Below are 17,815 nucleotides of genomic sequence, written 5' to 3'. Positions count from 1 at the left end.
AATAGCGGAATGATGTAACAATTAATAAACGCTTTTTTAATTGAACGTTCAATTAATAAAAATTATAGTGCCAGCTCACCCTTGATGTACAGCGCAGTTTGTTTTGGATTTGCAAAAGTTTGTAATTCACGAAAACAGGGAAGCTTTATGCATGTTTTTACTTTTAAATCACACGGCACTGTAGATCATCCGGCAACAAAACGATGGTCATGGATTTATGCAAAAGAAAAATGAAGAGATGCAAGATGGTCTGAATAAAGTAGTTTTTTATTTTTCGGCGACACTTATTCTGCTGTTTTCTATCATTACCATTTTATTTAATGAACAAGCCAATCAAGTCATTATTAATATTTTAAACTGGGTCAGTCGTACCTTTAGCTGGTATTACCTGCTGGCGGCAACGCTGTATCTGGTTTTTATCGTCTTTATCGCCTGTTCCCGTTATGGCGAGATTAAATTAGGTCCCAAACATTCCAAGCCAGAATTTAGCCTGCTGAGTTGGTCGGCGATGCTATTTTCTGCCGGGATCGGGATTGACCTGATGTTCTTCTCGGTGGCGGAACCGCTTTCCCACTATATGAATCCGCCTGTAGGCGAAGGCGAAACTTTTGAAGCTGCGCGCCAGTCCATGGTGTGGACCCTGTTTCACTACGGTTTAACCGGCTGGAGTATGTACGCGCTGATTGGGGTCGCCCTAGGTTATTTCAGTTATCGCTATAATTTACCGCTCACCATCCGATCAGCACTCTATCCTATTTTTGGAAAAAGAATTAATGGTCCAATTGGCCATACGGTTGATACGGCTGCGGTACTCGGCACGATTTTCGGGATTGCCACCACCTGCGGGATTGGCGTTGTGCAATTAAATTACGGCCTGCATGTGCTGTTTGGTTTACCGGAAAATATCTGGATTCAAACTGCACTCATCGCCGTTGCTGTGATTATTACTATTATTTCAGTGACTGCCGGTGTCAATAAAGGCATCCGGATCCTGTCTGAAATTAATATCTATGTGTCAATTGGGCTGCTGCTATTCATTCTGTTTGTAGGCAATACCGAGTTTTTATTAGCCGCCTTGATTCAGAATTTTGGTGACTATATCAGTCAGTTCCCGAAGCTTTCTTTAACGAGTTTTCCTTTTGAACAACCGAAAGAGTGGATGAATAGCTGGACCCTGTTCTTCTGGGCATGGTGGATCGCCTGGTCGCCTTTTGTTGGTCTGTTCCTGGCCCGTATTTCCCGTGGTCGTACCATTCGCGAATTTGTCACCGGGACTTTGGTTATTCCTCTGTTATTTACCCTGACCTGGTTGTCTATTTTCGGTAACAGTGCTTTATACAGCGTGATTTTTGATGGTAATACTCAACTTGCTACGACAGTTTTAGAAAATCCGGCACATGGTTTTTATGATTTGCTGGCGCAGTATCCAGGCTTTACCTTTACTGCAGGTGTCGCCACTATTACCGGCTTGCTGTTCTATGTGACCTCAGCGGATTCAGGGGCACTGGTATTGGGAAATTTCACGACCAAATTCACTAATATTGAGCATGATTCACCACGCTGGCTCAGTGTGTTCTGGGCCATTGCCATCGGTTTGCTGACTTTGGCAATGCTCATGGCGAATGGCGTTACAGCATTACAGAACACCACGATTATTATGGGTCTGCCTTTTAGTTTCGTCATTTTCTTTGTGATGGCGGGACTCTATAAGTCCTTGCGTCTGGAGGATTTTCGTCAGGCCAGTACCAGCCTGAATGCGGCACCTGTGGTCGGTAATGTGGATATCTTGAACTGGAAGAAGCGTCTGAGCCGGGTCATGCTGCATCCAAGCCTGTCCCAAACCCGGACCATGCTGGACAATGTCTGCAAGCCGGCCATTGAGGCCGTTGCAACCGAGTTAATTGACAAAGGTATTCAAGTTAATATTCAGGAAAAATCACTTGAGGAAGAACCTGAACTGTATCACTTGGATCTAACCATTCAGCTCGATGAAGAAGAAAACTTTGTCTACGAAATATGGCCGGTACGCTATGACACGCCAAATTTCAGTTCACGTGGTAAACGAACCAAACGTTATTACTATCGTCTGGAAAGTTATCTGTTTGAAGGCTCTCAGGGCAACGATCTGGTCGGTTATAGCAAGGAACAGGTGATCAATGACATCCTGGATAAATATGAACGCCATATGATGTATCTGCATATTAACCGGATCAGCCCAGGTAAACGTCCGCTGTTCCCGGATCGTGAAATCTAGGATTACTCAACTACGGAAGGACGCAATGATGTCAGAAAGTTTGAATGCTTTTGCCCTGTTTTTCTCCCTGCTCAATCCTTTTCTGATGAGTATCTACATGCTCGGAATTATCCGTAATTCCGACGCAAAAGTATTCAACATGGCATTGATTCAGGGCAGTCTGATCAGCTTTATTGTGTTCATCATTTTTGCAAAAACCGGTGAAGCCTTCTTTAATGAAGTCTTGCATGTACGGTTTGAGTCCTTCCAGATTTTTGGCGGTATTATCTTTCTGGTGATTGGCTATCGTTATGTCTTTGAAGGTGCTGATACGATTGGCGTGATGCGTGGAGCGCCTAGTCATCTGGCGGGCACGATTGCCATGCCGTTTATGATCGGTCCGGGCACCATTTCGGCATCTGTGATCACCGGTATTCAGCTCAGTTTAATGCAAACCATTCTGGTGATTTTTTCTACGCTGTTTCTGACTTGTAGCCTGCTGATCCTGATGAAATACCTGCATGATCATTTACAGCACAAGTATTCAAACTATATTGACCTGTATGTCGATATCGTCGGTCGTGTTGCAGCGCTTTTAATCGGTACTATTGCCATCGATATGATCGTGACAGGTATTACAGGAATATTAGAAACCTGATAAATCCTTTCTATCAAAAAATAAAAAGAGCGGGAAATATCCCGCTCTTTTTTTAATTTTTAAATAATTAAAATTTAAATGACACACCGGCATAAGTAGAAAAACCTTCACCCGGTGAAGATCGGGCAAGATCTGCACCCCGATCGTCATAACCTGGAATCACGACTGCTGCATATTTTTTATCGGTAATATTTTTAAAGTTAATCCAGGTTTTCCAGAACTGATGTTCTGGTGCATAACCCAAGTCAATGCTCCAGATCTGATAGTCATCACTGAATCGGCTATTGGCATAATCATGTGCCATTTTGGACGCATATTCTGTATTCAGGCCAATATACAGGCCGTTGTATAATGCATAACTGAGCTGTGCCTGATATAGATGTTTGGGTATCCCCGGCAACTGGTTTTTACCAAATAATGGATCATTTTTATAATGAAAATCGCTAAGGGTATAAGCCTGTTGCAGACGCAGCTCGCCAAATCGGGATTCATGTAATGGCGTATCCAGACTTAGCTCCACCCCTTGATGAATGGTCGGCGTGGCATTGGATTCAACAGCAATTGGCTCTGAAGGTCGTTCTGCTCCATCTTCATAGGTTTTGATCAGTTCTGAAGTTAGCAGTTCATTTTTCACTTTGGAATAGTAATAGCTCAGTGCCCAATCGCCAAAGACTGATTGTCCTCGGCCACCCAGTTCCAAGCTATTGGCGGTTTGTGTATCCAAGTAAATGGGAGCACGCACCCGGCCAGAAGCAATGCCACTGTCAAAATAATAAGGCGAAGACCATACCATAGACCAAGGGTGCGTCGGTTCAATGCTGCGGCTTAAATTGGCAAACCATTGTACATCGTCATTCGCTTGATAAGTCAATCCAAGTCGTGGTGCAAAATTCCATTCATAACGGCTGACTTCTGGGCTGGCTACTGGATAAGTCACTTCACTTTCCCGATGGGTATAGGCTGCTGCGAATCCCAGATCCAGTTTAAACTGATCATTTAATGCAGTTTCCTGATCAAATTGCAGCACGTTGTCTGAACCCCGATAGGTATAACGGCGAGTAACCGTATCTGCCGGATATAATGTTCCATCAATGGACATATCACGTCGGATAGTTTCCGTTACCCCACTGTTTGGGCGATGGGTGGTACTGCGTAAAGCGATACGTCCCTGATGCTCCAGACCTAGAAACTGGTAAGGCTTTTCATACTGGAAACGTGTACTAATGTCTTCATAATCGACATTCGTGCGATAACTGCTTTCACGCAAATCCAGAGGATAATGGTGATAGGCCAGACTACCGGTCAGTTTGGCATCATCCTGTAAATTCCAGGTTGTGGTATTGGCCAGCCAGGTACTGCCCGGCTGAATTCGTTTGGCATCCACTGCCAAATTAAAACTATTTGCTGTTCTAGGATTATGCTTAAGCTGTTCCTGAGTAATCCGTCCCGGAGTTAAATGCTGGCTTTCACGGTAACGGGCATAAAAACGAGTTTCGATATCCGGACTAACTTGATAGCCCAGATTAAAAGCCAGACCTTTGCCATCGCCTTTGGCATGAGCCTGAATTCCGTCAAACTGGTTAGCTATTACCGCCAGATAATAATCTGATTTATCCAGTTTTCGGCCGGTACTGAACTGATATTTCTGATAACCATGGCTACCCATTTCATATTTGAGTTCAGAACCATTCTGCTCTGCCCCAGTTTTACTTTTATAGTTAATTGTTCCGCCTAAAGACAATCCACCCTGTTTTAAACCGTTGGCACCACGATACACCACGACATGATCAATCCACCATGGCTCGAGCAGCTCATAAGCTGTACCGCCCGGTCCTGTAAACGGAATATCATCGATCATGACATAGGTACCAGAGGCATGCGCACCTGAAGTGCGGTTAATTCCTGAGCCACGAATTGAGACTTTTACTCCTTCATTTCCCGCAGACTGGGCATAAATTCCTGACTGCAAACGGAATACATCGGCCGTGGTTGCAAGTCGCTGCTGTCCTAGCTGCTGCTCACCAATGAAATTTGTTCCTCCTGAAACCTGAGCCAGTTCTTTCTGAGATTGCTGTTGCGGAGTGGCATTTTTTTCAGCACTGATCACGATAGTATTCAACTGTTGAACATTACCCGATTCCCTGACCGTTTCAGCATAAACATGCCCCGAGAAAATCGACAGGATCATGAGGCTCAGTGGGCTTTTTTTAAGAGGTATTTTTGTCATATGCATGGCGAGTTTATACAGTCCTGTATAAGTGGTCCTGATCTGCTTGAGATGTGGATTAAAAATCTTGCTGTAGCATAGATCAACCTTGGTATTTTCAGGAGTTATTTTCTGCCAAAAAATTGACTGATTAGCGTATGTTTTTAAATTTTATTTAATCTTTTTATTAAAAATGAATTTGCAAGATCAGAACTATATTCCTACAAGTTCCTAGAATTTAAATTTTAAGTAATTGATATTGAATGTTATACCATTTAATTCTGCACAGATGTATTCCCACTTGGCAAAATGTAATACTTGTCAGAAATTATGATCGACTAAACCAGTTCATTAAATTCAAAAGCTGGATTAATAGCTGCATCATCTTATAGATCAATCAAAATGATGCAGACCAGGAAAGTTAAAATTAAAAAATCCTGACTAACAGGATTTTTTAGCAGTAATAAGTCTAAAGATATTCAATTTTTCATTGATTAGTTGTAATAAGCCTGCCTTTTTTTGGAAAAACGGTCCAGCTGTTTCAAGAAGCCTTCAAAATAATCTTTCTGCTTTTCTTCTGTACGATAGCCAGCGTATAAAGTACGGCGCAATCCTTCAGGCGCCACACAGTCTAAACGGCGTGAAGTCACCCAGCCCTTTTGTTCATATTCATTTACCACCCAGTCTGGCAATGCACCAATCCCGCGCCCACTGGCTACCAGCTGGATCAGCATTTGGGTTAAATCAGTGGTACGAATAGCTTTAGGTAATACATTAGCGGGGATAAACAGACGCGACATGATATCCAAACGGTGTTTATCCACCGGATAAGTCACCAGCGTTTCTTCAGCCAGCTCCTCAACAGTAATATGTTTTGCTCTTACCAAGGGATGAGTATTGGATAAAACCAGGCGCGATTCATATTCAAAAATCGGAAAATATTCAATGCCTTTGAGTGCAATTGGATCAGCAGTGATCAGCAGATCAAACTCTCCAGTTTGCAGTAATTCATGGGGGTTCGATTCAAAACCTGAGGCAAAGTCTAGGTCTACATCCGGATATTGCATCCGGTACTGGTTAAGCAATGGCATTAGCCAGTCAAAACAGCTATGACATTCAGAAGAGAAGATAATTCTCCCGGTCTGACCATGCACAATACGGCTGATATCACCCTGTGCACTTTGAACTTGCGGTAATATTTCATCCGCCAGTTTTAATAACCGTAACCCCACATTTGAAAAACTTACAGGACGACTACGCCGGTTTACCACTTCAACGCCAAACCACTGATCAAGCTCACGTAGCTGATGTGACAGGGCCGATGGTGTTAAACATAAATCACTTGCGGCTGCAACCAGGGAGCCATGCTCCCGCAGAGCGGTCAGGGTTCTTAAATGGCGGAGTTCTATCATGGGAAATACCGAAAATTCAAAAAGTAATCACATTTGTTCTGTCTTTAGCATACCCCAATCGCTCACAATTATTTATTAATTTTCATTTAAATTGAAAATTAATGAGCATGACTCATCTAAGATTACCATAAGTTAAAATTATAATTTTTATACAGTTAATTATTTTAATTAAATTCCCCCATAAAATATTGCTTAAACTTACAGCTGCAACACGTTAGAAAAATAACTCAGGCATAAAAGTCACAGACTAATTTTGCTTTATTCATACAATAAAAACAGACAGTATTAGAGGATAAAAGACCATGCATAATCCAATCGATCGAAATGATGAAGAACTCACTGAAGAACAACTTGATCCGCAAGAAAAACAGGATCGGGAAATCCAGCGCGGTCAATTAGGTATCCAGGATCCACAGCGTCAGCGGGATCAATTGCGTCAGGAAAAACAGGATGAGGAACAAATTCAGTAATTTTCCCTGAGATGCAAAATAAAAAACTCCCCATGGTTTAAAATATGTGGGGAGTTTTTTTATTTATGAGCATTGCAAAAATTCTGCTCTATCTATTCCAAGCCATACATTTTATCTATCAGATCCAAGAAGAAGGGTAAGTCTTTTTATATGGCTGCTGTTTTACTGTTTCGGCTCTGTACTGGCTTTTGCTTGTAGGGGCGGAGCTTGTGTTTCTGCCACTTTTTTCTTGGCCTGAATTTGTGCCACTTTTTCCTGATTCTTTTCAGCAAAACGTAAGCCCCCATCTCCCGCGAAACTGGTTTGGCTCATCACAATGGAGCTACTCGCGATTAATATCAGCCTAAAAAATTGAAGTTTCATGTCTTATTTACCTTTTTATTCTAGTGGTATTAAAAATAAGCAATTATTATTCCAATATTTTTATGCTTATTTAGATTTTAACTGCACTTGCTATTTTATATAGATAATCTTCAAAAACACAGAGTCAATCATCGTAAAAATATAAAAAAATGTAATAAGAATAAATAGATATTTTGACTGCATCTCAGCTTGAATCAGATCCGATTTTTTACTCCAGTCAAAAAAATCGTTGAACAGCCTATTTGAATTATTTTCATTGGCTAAAATACAGTGCAAACACCCAGAGCAATAACAAAAACAGAATCGCTGTGCAGGATTTCCAGAAGGTGACTGGATGCTTTTCAAGCATAGGACGTGAAACTGATTTTTTAAATTTGAGATCTGGGTGTTTCAGATCATATATAAATGCTGAAAGTGCTTCATAGCGCTGCTCTGGACGAATAGAAAGCGCTTTTTTAAAGATTGCGTCCAAGTCATGTGGCAGATCCGGTCGATACTCATAAAGTGGATGATATCGAACCTGCTTTAAGGCCTTTTCGGTCTTGCAGCGCGCGAGGTCTGTCCCATAAGGTAATTGTCGGGTCAATAAATAATAACTCATCACCGCCAGCGAGAACTGATCTGATTTTATTGAGGGCGAACGTCCAATAAAATACTCAGGTGCCATAAAGGCCAAAGTTCCTAAAGGGACGTCTGCATGTTTGGGATTCAGTTCAACCAGACCTCTGACCGCCGTCGATCCATAATCAATCAGTTTTACTTTCAAGGTATCAGCTGGTTCAAGCAGCATGACATTTTCTGGCCGTACATCTTGGTGCAGCATTTCAAGACGGTGCATGGCATTCAATGCTTTGGCCACCTGTTCAATGATGGGAAGCAACTGCTGTAAAGTTAAAGCTGTTTTTTGACGATGCAGCCAGCGACTTAGGCTTTCCCCTTGCAAGTATTCATAACTTTGAAATAAAAACTGCTTGCTGCCCTTATGCGGATAACATTGCAGCAGATTTTCATGTTTTAAGCGTTTCGATACCCAGTCTTCCATCTGGAATTGTTCTACCGCTTTCAGGTCATCCTGCACATCGACAGACAAGGTTTTAATGACCAGCTGATTTTGTGTCGCTTCATCACGTGCCAAATAGAGGCTGCTGCGATGATTTTGGTGCAGGATTTTATCAATTCGATAACCTTCAAACAGATCGCCATGACTCAGCTGCTGCGGGAATAGAACATGACTTTTAATCTGGAAGGATTCCTCATCAGGCAACTGTTCCACTTTAATGATTTGAATGGTGAGGTTGTCATCACTACCCCACTTTAAAGCTAGCTCGACTATAGACTTGGCAATGAGATCCAGATGTTGTTTCTGTTGCAGCATCTCCGAGATGAGCTGCATCTCCATAAATTCATAGACACCATCTGTCATCAAAATAAATAAATCATCTTCATATAATTCAAGCTGCTGATAATCGACATCGATACGATGGTCGGCACCCAGAGCACGACTTAAATAATGTTCTGTTGATGACAGGAAAACCCGGTGATCAGCCGTCAACTGTTCAATGGCTTGTGCCTGAATGCGATAAATCCGGCTATCGCCTGTATGAAAAATATGCGCCCTGTTTTGTTTCAAAATCAGTGCACTAAAGGTGCAGACATAACCCTGATCTTTATCAAAACGCCCGCGGCTCTGCTGGGTTTGTGCATAGAGCCAGGAATTGGTCGCACGAATGACCCGTGCCGCTGAAGTTTGAGTACTCCATGCATCTGAAGTCGAATAATAATCCGATAGAAAACTGCTGACCGCAGTTTCTGCTGCAATATGACTGACATTGCTGCTGCTGATCCCGTCTGCAATTGCACAGGCAATTCCCTTACTGCTAAGCGCGTGGCCTTCAGGAATATAAACCCCGTGAAAATCCTGATTCTGTGCTTTGATTCCAGCAGAAGAATATTGCCCAATGCTGATCTTTAATTTTTTATTCATTTTAAATACTCAAAAAGGGATCGAATCGATCCCTTTAATCTCAAGACATAAATCATCATGCTTAGATTAGAATTCTTTTTTAGCGCCAGTACGTACATGCGTGGTATAGAGCGCCAGACCTGTCAGTGCCAGACCACCCACTAGATTCCCCAGTGCAACCGGTAATTCATTCCACAAGAAGTAGTCTGTAATCGAGAAATCACCGCCCATCATCATGGCAAATGGGAACAGGAACATATTCACCACTGAATGTTCAAAGCCCATGGCGAAAAACAGCATGATTGGCATCCACATCGCGATGAATTTGCCGCTGACCGTGGTTGACATCATGGCACCAATTACACCAAGTGATACCATCCAGTTACACAGCATGCCGCGGATAAAAATCGTGATCCAGCCAGCAAGACCATATTCGGCATAGCCTAAAGTCCGGTCTTCACCTATATGGGCAATTTTCACCCCGACCGCATTCGGTTCAGCGGCGAAACCCATGGTATAGACAGCGGCCATTAACACTGCCACGGTTAAACATCCGGCAAAGTTACCTAAAAAAACCAGACCCCAGTTTTTTAAAATACGTGACCACGTCACCCCTGGTCGTTTGTCTAGCCAAGCCAAAGGGGTCAATACAAATACCCCAGTGAGCAGGTCATAGCCCAAGAGATACAACATGCAAAAGCCAACTGGAAATAACAGTGCACCGATCAGCGGTACTCCTGTTTGTATACCCACAGTAACTGCAAATACTGCTGCCAGCGCCAGAATTGCACCTGCCATAAAAGCACGAATCAAAACATCACGCGTTGCCATATGAAGTTTTGCCTCACCGGCATCAACTACTTTTTTTGCAAACTCTACAGGAGCAAGATAAGCCATATTTTTATCCCCTTTATATAAATAACTTGCCTGTTTGCAAATAAAAAACGCCTAAAGTCTATTTCAACCCTAGGCGTCTTTGCCTTGCATTATTCAAACAGATTAATCGTGTCATGGCGCCATTGCCATATTTAATAAAGATAAAAGCAAATAGCATGCCACTCATTTTAAACGACTAATAAAAATAATATAAATTATTTTAAAATTTAATCCTTATAATTATATTGGCACAATCTCTGCATTATCTATAGTGGTCATTTTTTAAATATAGCTATTGGAGAAGATTATGATTAGCCATCGTCAACAAGTGACAGACATGATTATTTCAGCGAAAGTTTTAAAGTCTATCAAATGGGCAGATGTCGCTGAAGCTATAGGCCTTTCTAAAGAATGGGTGACTGCTGCATGTTTAGGTCAGATGGCTTTTAATAAAGAACAGGCTGAAAAAATTGGTGAAATATTTGGACTGACTGATGAAGCCATTGCCTGGCTGCAAATCGTACCTTATAAAGGTTCTCTGCCAACTAGTGTGCCGACAGATCCGCTGATTTATCGCTGGTATGAGGTTGTCAACGTCTATGGTATGACCATTAAAGAACTGATCCACGAAGAATTCGGAGATGGAATTATGAGTGCAATTGATTTCAGCATGGATATTCAACGAGAGAATAATCCAAACGGAGATCGGGTGAATGTCGTATTATCCGGAAAGTTTTTACCTTATAAAACTTATTGATCTACTTTTTTTTAAAAAAAAGCCATTATTAAAATGGCTTTTATTTTATCTGCACTTATTAAATTTATTTATTTTTTAATAATCTTTATTAAAACATATATAATTTTTTCATCTCAAATTAAATATATAAACTATAAATACTTTTATTGTTTATCCGATTAATTCAATCATCCTGTCCTTTTAAAATAATACTTTCCTATCCTGAATATTGAGTTCATCATTTTATTATTGAGTTAGCAAAACCAACAAAAAGGATATTGCTATCCTTTTTGTCAATTCATTTTATATCAGGGCGTGTTGTGTTATTGCTGTGCTTCCGCCAGATGACGTTCATTTACTGCCTGTTCATATAACAGCTGTTCTTTTTCTTTATGCTCGACAGAGAAGCGGATCATCAACACACAACTTGCAGCAATCACCACCAAGCCACCCAGTACCATCAAAGTGGTTTGAATATCCAGCATGCCTTTTAACAGGAAACCTGCAGCTACCGCGCCGACATTGCCACCTGCTCCAATAATACCGGCCACACCACCCAAGGCATCACGGTCGATAAAAGGCACCAGTGCATAGGTAGCGCCACATGCCATATGGGTAAACAAGGCAAAGATAGTCATCGCCATGATCGCCAAGGTCGCGCTGTTCATTTGCGAAAATAGAATAAGAAACAGACCTTCCAGCATGATCAAGGCAAATAGGACTTTGGTTCGACCATCCAGACCTTTTTGAATCGCAACTTTGTCTGAAACAATGCCACCCAAGGCACGGGCAAACAATGCCAGTAAACCAAAAATTCCGGCAGCCATGCCTGCTTCTTTTAGGCCAAACTGAAAGTTGTCGACAAAGTACAAGGCAATAATATTATGAATGAAAATTTCAATACCAAAACAGGCTGCATAAGCTCCAAACAAAATCCACACACGGTAGTTACGTGCGGCATGCATCAAGATTGCAAGGCCGCCTTTTTTATCGCTACCAACAGAAATACCTTGAGCACGGAGTTCTTTAAAATTGCCTTGTGGACAGTCCTGAGTGAACTTCCAGTACAATACACCGACAATGATCATCAGAATACCCGGAACCAGAAGTGCAATTCTCCATCCCATTGCCTGTTCTACACCGAACATCACCAAAGCAGCCAGCATTAAAGGCATCAGGGCTTGAGTCGCACCGCCACCGGCATTCCCCCAACCGGCTGTAGTCGCATTTGCCGTTCCCACCACATTTGGCGCAAACATGATACTGGTATGATATTGGGTAATCACGAAGCTGGCACCGATGGCGCCAATCAATAAACGGAAAAACAAGAAAGATTCATAACTGTTGGCCGACGCCACACCAAACACTGGAATACTGCCAATAATCAGTAAAGCGGTATAGGTTTTACGCGGACCGTACTTGTCACATAACGGCCCTACGATCAGACGCACCAGAATTGTAATGGCGACTGCGGCAATATTGATATTGGCGATCTGCTCTTTGGTCAGGCTGAATTCACCGGCAATAACCGGCATTAACGGTGCACAGGCAAACCACGCAAAGAAACAGACAAAAAAAGCGAGCCAACTCATATGGAAGGCTCGCATCGCTGAAGTACTGAAGTTAAATAGACTTATTTTTGTTGCTTTATTGAGACTTGTATTTGAAGACATAGCCATTTCCTTACCAGAACTGAACTTATTTAAGTCACTGTGATGCCGAGGCATATCAGTAACGATCAGAACGGACGTCATTGGCCGTCATACAAATGTAGAGTCTTCTTTGACTTTAATCAGATATATGCACAGGTCATGCCAGATTGTTTTTAAAATAAAATAAGATATTGTTTTGTATAGAATAATTTATATTCAGGCTTTTAACTTAGATGTTTCTTTCTTAAAAATAGTGAAAAAATAGCTATCTTCTGAAGCATTTTTTGCAAAACAGCGAGAGGATGACCTGCTCGGAATCATTGCTGGTTTAAATCGGTGCAGCATTGAATCAGACTATTTTTCCCTTTTCAAAATGCAGCAACTGCGCCTGTAAATACACCACTTCATCTACATGATGAGTCACATAAATCATGGGTAAGTTTGTTTGATTAATCACAATTTTCAGAAAAGGTAAAATCTGGTTTTTCAGCTTTTGATCCAGTCCATTTAAAGGTTCATCCAAAAGTAATAGATCGGGAGAAGATAAAAGTGCACGTCCGATAGAAACGCGCTGTGCCTGTCCACCAGAAAGTTGATGCGCCCGATGCCGAAGTAGTGGCTTTAATTCGAGTAACTCCACAATGTCTTCAAACATAAATTTCTGCTGACCTTTATTTTTTATATTTAGCTGTTCTGCATATTTTAAATTCTGCATGACATTCAGATGCGGAAACAGCAAGGCTTGCTGAAAAATCAGAGCAATTTTTCTTTGATGAACAGGAATATTCAGTTTCTGCTGATGATCAAATAGTATTTTTTGCTGAAAATGAATAAAGCCTTGTGATGGTTTTAATAGTCCTGCAATATTTTTTAAAAAGGTGCTTTTCCCACTTCCTGATGCTCCGACAATACCAATCAACTGCATCTGCATATCCAGATTGGCCTGTAGCTGGAAATTTTCGTAATTAAACTGAAAATCACACTTCAACATCTTAAGCTTCCAATTTACGTTGATACTTCTGCATGATCCAGTAATTTGCAATCAAGGCAGAAAAAGCCAGAATCAGAGATAAAATGACCAGACGCATGGCCATGCTTTCTCCATCAGGCTGCTGTAACAGGCTATAAATGGCGATAGGAATCGTACGGGTTTCTTCGGGAATATTACCGACAAAAGTAATCGTGGCACCAAACTCTCCCAGACTGCGGCTGAAACATAAAATGCTGCCGATTAAAATCCCCGGCAAAGCCAATGGCAGACTAATGCTACAGAATACCCGCCATGGTGCAGCGCCCAGAGATCCTGCCACTTGTTCTAACTGTCGGTTGATCATTTGAAAAGACAAGCGAATTGGTTGAACCATTAAAGGAAATGCCACAATTATTGCTGCCAGTACAGCACCTTTCCAGTTAAATATCAGCTGAATTCCCCATGCATGCAGATATTGCCCCATTATCCCCTGATAGCCAAATAGCAGGAGCAGAAGATAGCCCAGTACTACCGGCGGCAGTACCATAGGCATCTGCAATATTGCCTCTACGAGAAATTTGGCCCTGAATTCATAACGTGCCAGCAGCCATGCTACGGCGATAGCAAATGGCAGGCACACCGCTGTAGCAAAGCCCGCCACTTTGGCTGAAAGCGCTAAGGCATTCAATTCTTCTGGTGTAAGCATGAGCAGTTAGCCTACCTTAAGCTTAAAGCCATATTTCTGAAAAATCTGTCTGGCCTGTGCGTTCGTCTGGATAAATTCAGAAAATTGGATTGCTGCCTGATTTTTCTGGCCCTGCCGGGTTAAAGCAATCGGATACACAATCGGACGATGTGTACTGGCTGGAAATACTCCCGAAATTCTAACTTTTTTACTCATTAATGCATCGGTTCTATACACAATACCGACCTGACATTCGCCACGTTCTACAAAAGCCAAGGTTGAACGAACGCTATCCGTACCGACTATTCTGCCTCGAAGCGGATTCAACCAGCCCAGCCGGGTTAAGCTTTGCTGGGCATATTTCCCAGCAGGCACCGATTCCATTTGCCCAGTACATAAATAACCTTGAAAGGCTTTAGCAAAATTAAAGTCGGCTGACATTCTAAAATGATTTTTTTTCTGAATAGGACTAATCAATACAAGTTCATTCAAGAGCAAAGGTCGAATCTGACCGATCGAAATTTTTTGTTTTTTAAGTAAATTATGCATCCATTCAAGATCTGCAGAAAAAAAGATATCACTCTCAGCTCCCGCTGCAATCTGTCTGGCCAGCACAGAAGAGGCTCCAAAAACAGGAATAATCCGAATATTGCAATGTTGCTGCTGATATAGCTTGGAAATATCAGTGATTGCATTGGTCAGGCTGGCTGCAGCATATATTTTTACTGTCTCAGCATGTGTTAAGCCAGATATAGGCAGCATGCCGATGAATAAGATTCTGAAAAGTTGCATCTGTTTATTTCTACTTTGCATTCAGTTTAAATCCATAAACCCTGTACGACTTGCCCAGCCTGGATTTCTGTTCCTGCCGGAATACGGACCAGACAGTTGGCCTGCATCAGATTACTCAGCATATGCGACTGCTGCTTTGCCAGGCTCTTGAGTTGTAAGGTACCCTGATCAAATTCGGCAGCCATTCTTAAAAATCGCTCGCGTGCATCCGCTTTCAAATCATGCGTCATCACCGCACTGAGCCATGCAGGTGACTGCTTTTTCCCTTGTAAGGCATTCAGTAAAGTTGCCGTATAGATTTGCATTCCGACATACACGGCAGCCGGATTTCCCGGTAAACCCAAGAGATAACAGTAACCTTGATCATCTCGACGATACTTGGCAAATAACATCGGTTTTCCGGGCTTCTGCTTCACTTTCCAGAAAATCTGCTCAAAGCCCTGCTCTAGGGCAACCGGGCGAATAAAATCATAATCACCTACCGAAACCCCGCCTGTGGTCAAGATGACATCGTATTGGTATTTGAGTCGGTTCAGTAATAATTGCAGTTCGGACTCACAATCGGGCACATGCAGAATATCTACGTTTTGACCCTGTGACTGAAACCAGGCCTGAATTAGCGGAGCATTGGCGTCAAAGATTTTGCCGGAATTCAGGTCTTCAATGCTGGAAGCTACTTCATCTCCAGTAATCACAGCAGCAATTTTAGGATAACGATAGACTGAAACCTGTTTCACACCCGTCATGCTCAAAGCTGCAACTGCACCTACATGCAGTTTTTGTCCTACATCTGCCAGACGTTGTCCTTGTGCGATTTCCTCGCCTGCATCACGTATATCCGCATGAGGTTTTAGGTCTGTTGTGATAATGATTTGATTGGCATGGTATTCGACAATTTCCTGACGGGCGACCGTTGTAGTGCCTGCCGGAATCCTGGCACCGGTAAAAATCCGGACCGCCTGCCCCGGCTGCAATTCAATTTTGATGCTTTGTCCTGCCCGAATCTCTCCAATGAGTTCAAAAGTGCTTTGTGCACTAACCATGTCTGAGCTACAAAGCGCATAGCCATCTACAGCACTTTGTGAAAACAGCGGCAATGGAATGACCGAATCAATCGCTTCTGCCAGATAGCGATTCAGAGCCTGAGCAAGCGGCAGGCTTTCAGTTGCCAAGTCATGCGTCTGCTCAAGTAACATCTGCAGTGCCTGATCAACAGAAATCAGTCCCGGCTCAGCACCGCAGGCTGAATGCGATAGTGCCTGATTCATTGATAGCCTCCCGCATGTGGAATATTTTTTTGTACATCAAACAAGTGCACCAACGCAGGAAGTACCGCTATCAGGGATTCTTTTGCACCCTGCCGACTTCCCGGCAGGGTCATCACCAGACTGTTCTCAATATAGCCCGCCACGCCACGACTTAATGCCGCATAAGGAGTACGTTTCTGCCCAAAACTTCGTGAAGCTTCCATCAAGCCGGGAATTTCCCGTTGCAGCAAAGGTTGCAGGGTTTCGACTGTCAGGTCTTTAGGACCCAATCCAGTACCGCCCACAGTTAGAATCAGCGGATACTGATTTTTCTGCTGTTCAATCAGGGCCAAGAGCTGTTCTGGGCTATCGGGAATGACCTGATAACCAATAGAATCAAAATTAGCTTCTTTTAAAATTTCCAGTACGTTTTGCCCGGCAGTGTCCGGCTTTTTGCCTGCTGCAACCGTATCGGACAGTACAACAACTGAAGCGGACAGACTCTCTTTAAGTACGCGGGTAAAATGTGATTTTCCACCTTTTTTCTGCTGCAACCTGCATTGATCCAGCGACAAATCTTCCGGTTCACAATGCGGTTTCAGCATGTCATACAAGGTCAGACCCGCCAGACTTACCGCTGTCAAAGCTTCCATTTCCACACCGGTTGGTCCAATGGTTTCAACGGTAGCAATAATTTCGACATGCGCATCACACAGTTCATATTCCACATCGGCACGATAAATGGGCAATGGATGGCATAGTGGAATCAGCTCATCGGTCCGTTTGGCACCCAGAATGCCGGCAATACGTGCTGTTTTCAGGGCATCCCCTTTTTCAGTATTGCCATTACGCAGCAACTCAATGCAATGTGGCGGTGCATGCAGGATTCCAGTGGCAATTGCTGTACGATAACTTTCTGCTTTCATCCCTACATTTTTCATGATTTATCCCGGACTAATTTAAAAATCTGTTTAAAGTGATTTATGTTATGGGTTCTCATTGGACGCATTTAATTAGATGGTGATTGGCAAGCGTGTGGTGCTACATGGTGATGGTGACAAGGCGGATCTTCTGCGTGATGAGAGTGATCCGTTTCAGGTCCATGATCTTTTCGGATACAACAGCCTTCGACATATTGACTGCTACCATCCATATAAAATTCTTCTTTCCAGACCGGAACTTCATGCTTCACCCGTTCCACCGCTTCCTCACAGGCAGCAAAGGCTTCACGACGATGGGCGGCATAAGCCATAGCAATAATGGCTTTTTCCCCAACCTCCAGCTCACCAATCCGATGCACCACCCGCACATAAGACACCTGGTATTTGGTCTGGATCTGCTGTTCAATTTCACGAATCATTTTTTCAGCCACAGGCGCATAGGCGGTATATTTTAGGGCACGCACAGCTTTCCCCTGATGATGGTTACGTACTGTTCCGACAAAGATGCCGATTCCACCACATTCCGGAAAATACTGAATACCATCAAAATCCTCCATCCTGAAAGCAGTCTGCTGGATTCGGGCAAATTGTTTTAATGGTTTGAGTTGCAT

Annotated in this window: 16 protein-coding genes; 4 read left to right on the top strand and 12 right to left on the bottom strand. The window is 42.7% G+C overall.

Annotated features, from left to right (window positions below):
- Nucleotides 1-217 precede the first annotated feature (217 nt).
- Together VXQ11_RS05730 and VXQ11_RS05725 are read left to right on the top strand one after the other, a co-directional pair.
- The gene (locus VXQ11_RS05730) at nt 218-2,254 is read left to right on the top strand and encodes a choline transporter (protein ID WP_416705615.1); all 2,037 of its coding nucleotides are present in this window, start codon (nt 218-220) and stop codon (nt 2,252-2,254) included.
- A 25-nt stretch (nt 2,255-2,279) separates the two neighbouring features.
- Nucleotides 2,280-2,891 carry a MarC family protein gene (locus tag VXQ11_RS05725; RefSeq protein ID WP_225215744.1) on the top strand — a complete coding sequence of 204 codons (612 nt, stop codon included), beginning with the start codon at nt 2,280-2,282 and terminating at the stop codon, nt 2,889-2,891.
- Nucleotides 2,892-2,958: 67 nt separating this feature from the next.
- On the opposite strand, the gene VXQ11_RS05720 is transcribed toward VXQ11_RS05725, so the two are convergent.
- Nucleotides 2,959-5,124, bottom strand: coding sequence for a TonB-dependent receptor family protein (locus VXQ11_RS05720; RefSeq protein WP_416705614.1), 2,166 nt, complete (start codon nt 5,122-5,124; stop codon nt 2,959-2,961).
- Between the two features lie 467 nt (nt 5,125-5,591).
- Nucleotides 5,592-6,509, bottom strand: a complete 918-nt coding sequence (locus tag VXQ11_RS05715) for a LysR family transcriptional regulator (protein WP_416680202.1) — start codon at nt 6,507-6,509, stop codon at nt 5,592-5,594.
- A gap of 302 nt (nt 6,510-6,811) precedes the next feature.
- On the opposite strand from VXQ11_RS05715, the gene VXQ11_RS05710 reads away from it, so the two are divergent.
- Nucleotides 6,812-6,979 (top strand): hypothetical protein, encoded by a 168-nt coding sequence (locus VXQ11_RS05710; protein WP_416680204.1) that lies wholly within the window; start codon nt 6,812-6,814, stop codon nt 6,977-6,979.
- Nucleotides 6,980-7,141: 162 nt separating this feature from the next.
- Here VXQ11_RS05710 and VXQ11_RS05705 read toward each other — a convergent pair whose 3' ends face one another.
- From VXQ11_RS05705 to VXQ11_RS05695, 3 genes are all read right to left on the bottom strand, one after another.
- Nucleotides 7,142-7,291, bottom strand: a complete 150-nt coding sequence (locus VXQ11_RS05705; protein ID WP_416705613.1) for a hypothetical protein — start codon at nt 7,289-7,291, stop codon at nt 7,142-7,144.
- A gap of 304 nt (nt 7,292-7,595) precedes the next feature.
- Entirely contained in the window at nt 7,596-9,326 is a 1,731-nt protein-coding gene (locus VXQ11_RS05700) for a protein kinase domain-containing protein (protein WP_416705612.1), read from the bottom strand.
- A gap of 66 nt (nt 9,327-9,392) precedes the next feature.
- Nucleotides 9,393-10,202 carry a formate/nitrite transporter family protein gene (locus VXQ11_RS05695; RefSeq protein ID WP_416705611.1) on the bottom strand — a complete coding sequence of 270 codons (810 nt, stop codon included), beginning with the start codon at nt 10,200-10,202 and terminating at the stop codon, nt 9,393-9,395.
- A gap of 286 nt (nt 10,203-10,488) precedes the next feature.
- On the opposite strand from VXQ11_RS05695, the gene cynS reads away from it, so the two are divergent.
- A complete protein-coding gene (gene cynS, locus VXQ11_RS05690) occupies nt 10,489-10,938 on the top strand; it encodes a cyanase (RefSeq protein WP_064096756.1) in 450 nt (149 codons plus the stop codon).
- A gap of 302 nt (nt 10,939-11,240) precedes the next feature.
- Here cynS and VXQ11_RS05685 read toward each other — a convergent pair whose 3' ends face one another.
- The 7 genes from VXQ11_RS05685 to VXQ11_RS05655 all read right to left on the bottom strand — a co-directional run bounded on the left by VXQ11_RS05685 (nt 11,241) and on the right by VXQ11_RS05655 (nt 17,815).
- Nucleotides 11,241-12,590, bottom strand: coding sequence for an MFS transporter (locus VXQ11_RS05685; protein WP_064102881.1), 1,350 nt, complete (start codon nt 12,588-12,590; stop codon nt 11,241-11,243).
- 328 nt (nt 12,591-12,918) lie between these two features.
- A complete protein-coding gene (locus tag VXQ11_RS05680; RefSeq protein ID WP_416705610.1) occupies nt 12,919-13,560 on the bottom strand; it encodes an ATP-binding cassette domain-containing protein in 642 nt (213 codons plus the stop codon).
- A 1-nt stretch (nt 13,561) separates the two neighbouring features.
- Nucleotides 13,562-14,245, bottom strand: coding sequence for a molybdate ABC transporter permease subunit (gene modB, locus VXQ11_RS05675; protein ID WP_416680215.1), 684 nt, complete (start codon nt 14,243-14,245; stop codon nt 13,562-13,564).
- Between the two features lie 6 nt (nt 14,246-14,251).
- Nucleotides 14,252-15,016 (bottom strand): molybdate ABC transporter substrate-binding protein, encoded by a 765-nt coding sequence (modA, locus tag VXQ11_RS05670; protein ID WP_416705680.1) that lies wholly within the window; start codon nt 15,014-15,016, stop codon nt 14,252-14,254.
- Nucleotides 15,017-15,042: 26 nt separating this feature from the next.
- Nucleotides 15,043-16,284: a molybdopterin molybdotransferase MoeA gene (locus VXQ11_RS05665; protein ID WP_416705609.1), complete on the bottom strand. Its 1,242-nt coding sequence runs from the start codon at nt 16,282-16,284 to the stop codon at nt 15,043-15,045.
- Complete coding sequence (gene moaCB, locus VXQ11_RS05660; protein ID WP_416705608.1) at nt 16,281-17,204, bottom strand: bifunctional molybdenum cofactor biosynthesis protein MoaC/MoaB; 924 nt, start codon at nt 17,202-17,204, stop codon at nt 16,281-16,283. The genes VXQ11_RS05665 and moaCB overlap by 4 nt, the downstream gene beginning before the upstream one ends.
- Before the next feature lie 68 nt (nt 17,205-17,272).
- Nucleotides 17,273-17,815: a molybdenum cofactor biosynthesis protein MoaE gene (locus VXQ11_RS05655; RefSeq protein ID WP_416705607.1), complete on the bottom strand. Its 543-nt coding sequence runs from the start codon at nt 17,813-17,815 to the stop codon at nt 17,273-17,275.

The organism is Acinetobacter sp. 197 (genome assembly GCF_048148385.1).
Lineage (GTDB): Bacteria > Pseudomonadota > Gammaproteobacteria > Pseudomonadales > Moraxellaceae > Acinetobacter > Acinetobacter pecorum.
The sequence above is the reverse complement of the archived record's forward strand: the minus strand, read 5'-3'. Positions and strand labels throughout refer to the sequence as shown.

What these genes read in the sequence shown, in the direction of transcription:
- VXQ11_RS05730 (WP_416705615.1), top strand. Translation starts at nt 218, where the DNA reads ATGCAAAAGAAAAATGAAGAGATGCAAGATGGTCTGAATAAAGTAGTT.
- VXQ11_RS05725 (WP_225215744.1), top strand. Translation starts at nt 2,280, where the DNA reads ATGATGTCAGAAAGTTTGAATGCTTTTGCCCTGTTTTTCTCCCTGCTC.
- VXQ11_RS05720 (WP_416705614.1), bottom strand. Translation starts at nt 5,124, where the DNA reads ATGCATATGACAAAAATACCTCTTAAAAAAAGCCCACTGAGCCTCATG.
- VXQ11_RS05715 (WP_416680202.1), bottom strand. Translation starts at nt 6,509, where the DNA reads ATGATAGAACTCCGCCATTTAAGAACCCTGACCGCTCTGCGGGAGCAT.
- VXQ11_RS05710 (WP_416680204.1), top strand. Translation starts at nt 6,812, where the DNA reads ATGCATAATCCAATCGATCGAAATGATGAAGAACTCACTGAAGAACAA.
- VXQ11_RS05705 (WP_416705613.1), bottom strand. Translation starts at nt 7,291, where the DNA reads ATGAGCCAAACCAGTTTCGCGGGAGATGGGGGCTTACGTTTTGCTGAA.
- VXQ11_RS05700 (WP_416705612.1), bottom strand. Translation starts at nt 9,326, where the DNA reads ATGAATAAAAAATTAAAGATCAGCATTGGGCAATATTCTTCTGCTGGA.
- VXQ11_RS05695 (WP_416705611.1), bottom strand. Translation starts at nt 10,202, where the DNA reads ATGGCTTATCTTGCTCCTGTAGAGTTTGCAAAAAAAGTAGTTGATGCC.
- cynS (WP_064096756.1), top strand. Translation starts at nt 10,489, where the DNA reads ATGATTAGCCATCGTCAACAAGTGACAGACATGATTATTTCAGCGAAA.
- VXQ11_RS05685 (WP_064102881.1), bottom strand. Translation starts at nt 12,590, where the DNA reads ATGTCTTCAAATACAAGTCTCAATAAAGCAACAAAAATAAGTCTATTT.
- VXQ11_RS05680 (WP_416705610.1), bottom strand. Translation starts at nt 13,560, where the DNA reads ATGTTGAAGTGTGATTTTCAGTTTAATTACGAAAATTTCCAGCTACAG.
- modB (WP_416680215.1), bottom strand. Translation starts at nt 14,245, where the DNA reads ATGCTTACACCAGAAGAATTGAATGCCTTAGCGCTTTCAGCCAAAGTG.
- modA (WP_416705680.1), bottom strand. Translation starts at nt 15,016, where the DNA reads ATGCAACTTTTCAGAATCTTATTCATCGGCATGCTGCCTATATCTGGC.
- VXQ11_RS05665 (WP_416705609.1), bottom strand. Translation starts at nt 16,284, where the DNA reads ATGAATCAGGCACTATCGCATTCAGCCTGCGGTGCTGAGCCGGGACTG.
- moaCB (WP_416705608.1), bottom strand. Translation starts at nt 17,204, where the DNA reads ATGAAAAATGTAGGGATGAAAGCAGAAAGTTATCGTACAGCAATTGCC.
- VXQ11_RS05655 (WP_416705607.1), bottom strand. Translation starts at nt 17,815, where the DNA reads ATGCAACTCAAACCATTAAAACAATTTGCCCGAATCCAGCAGACTGCT.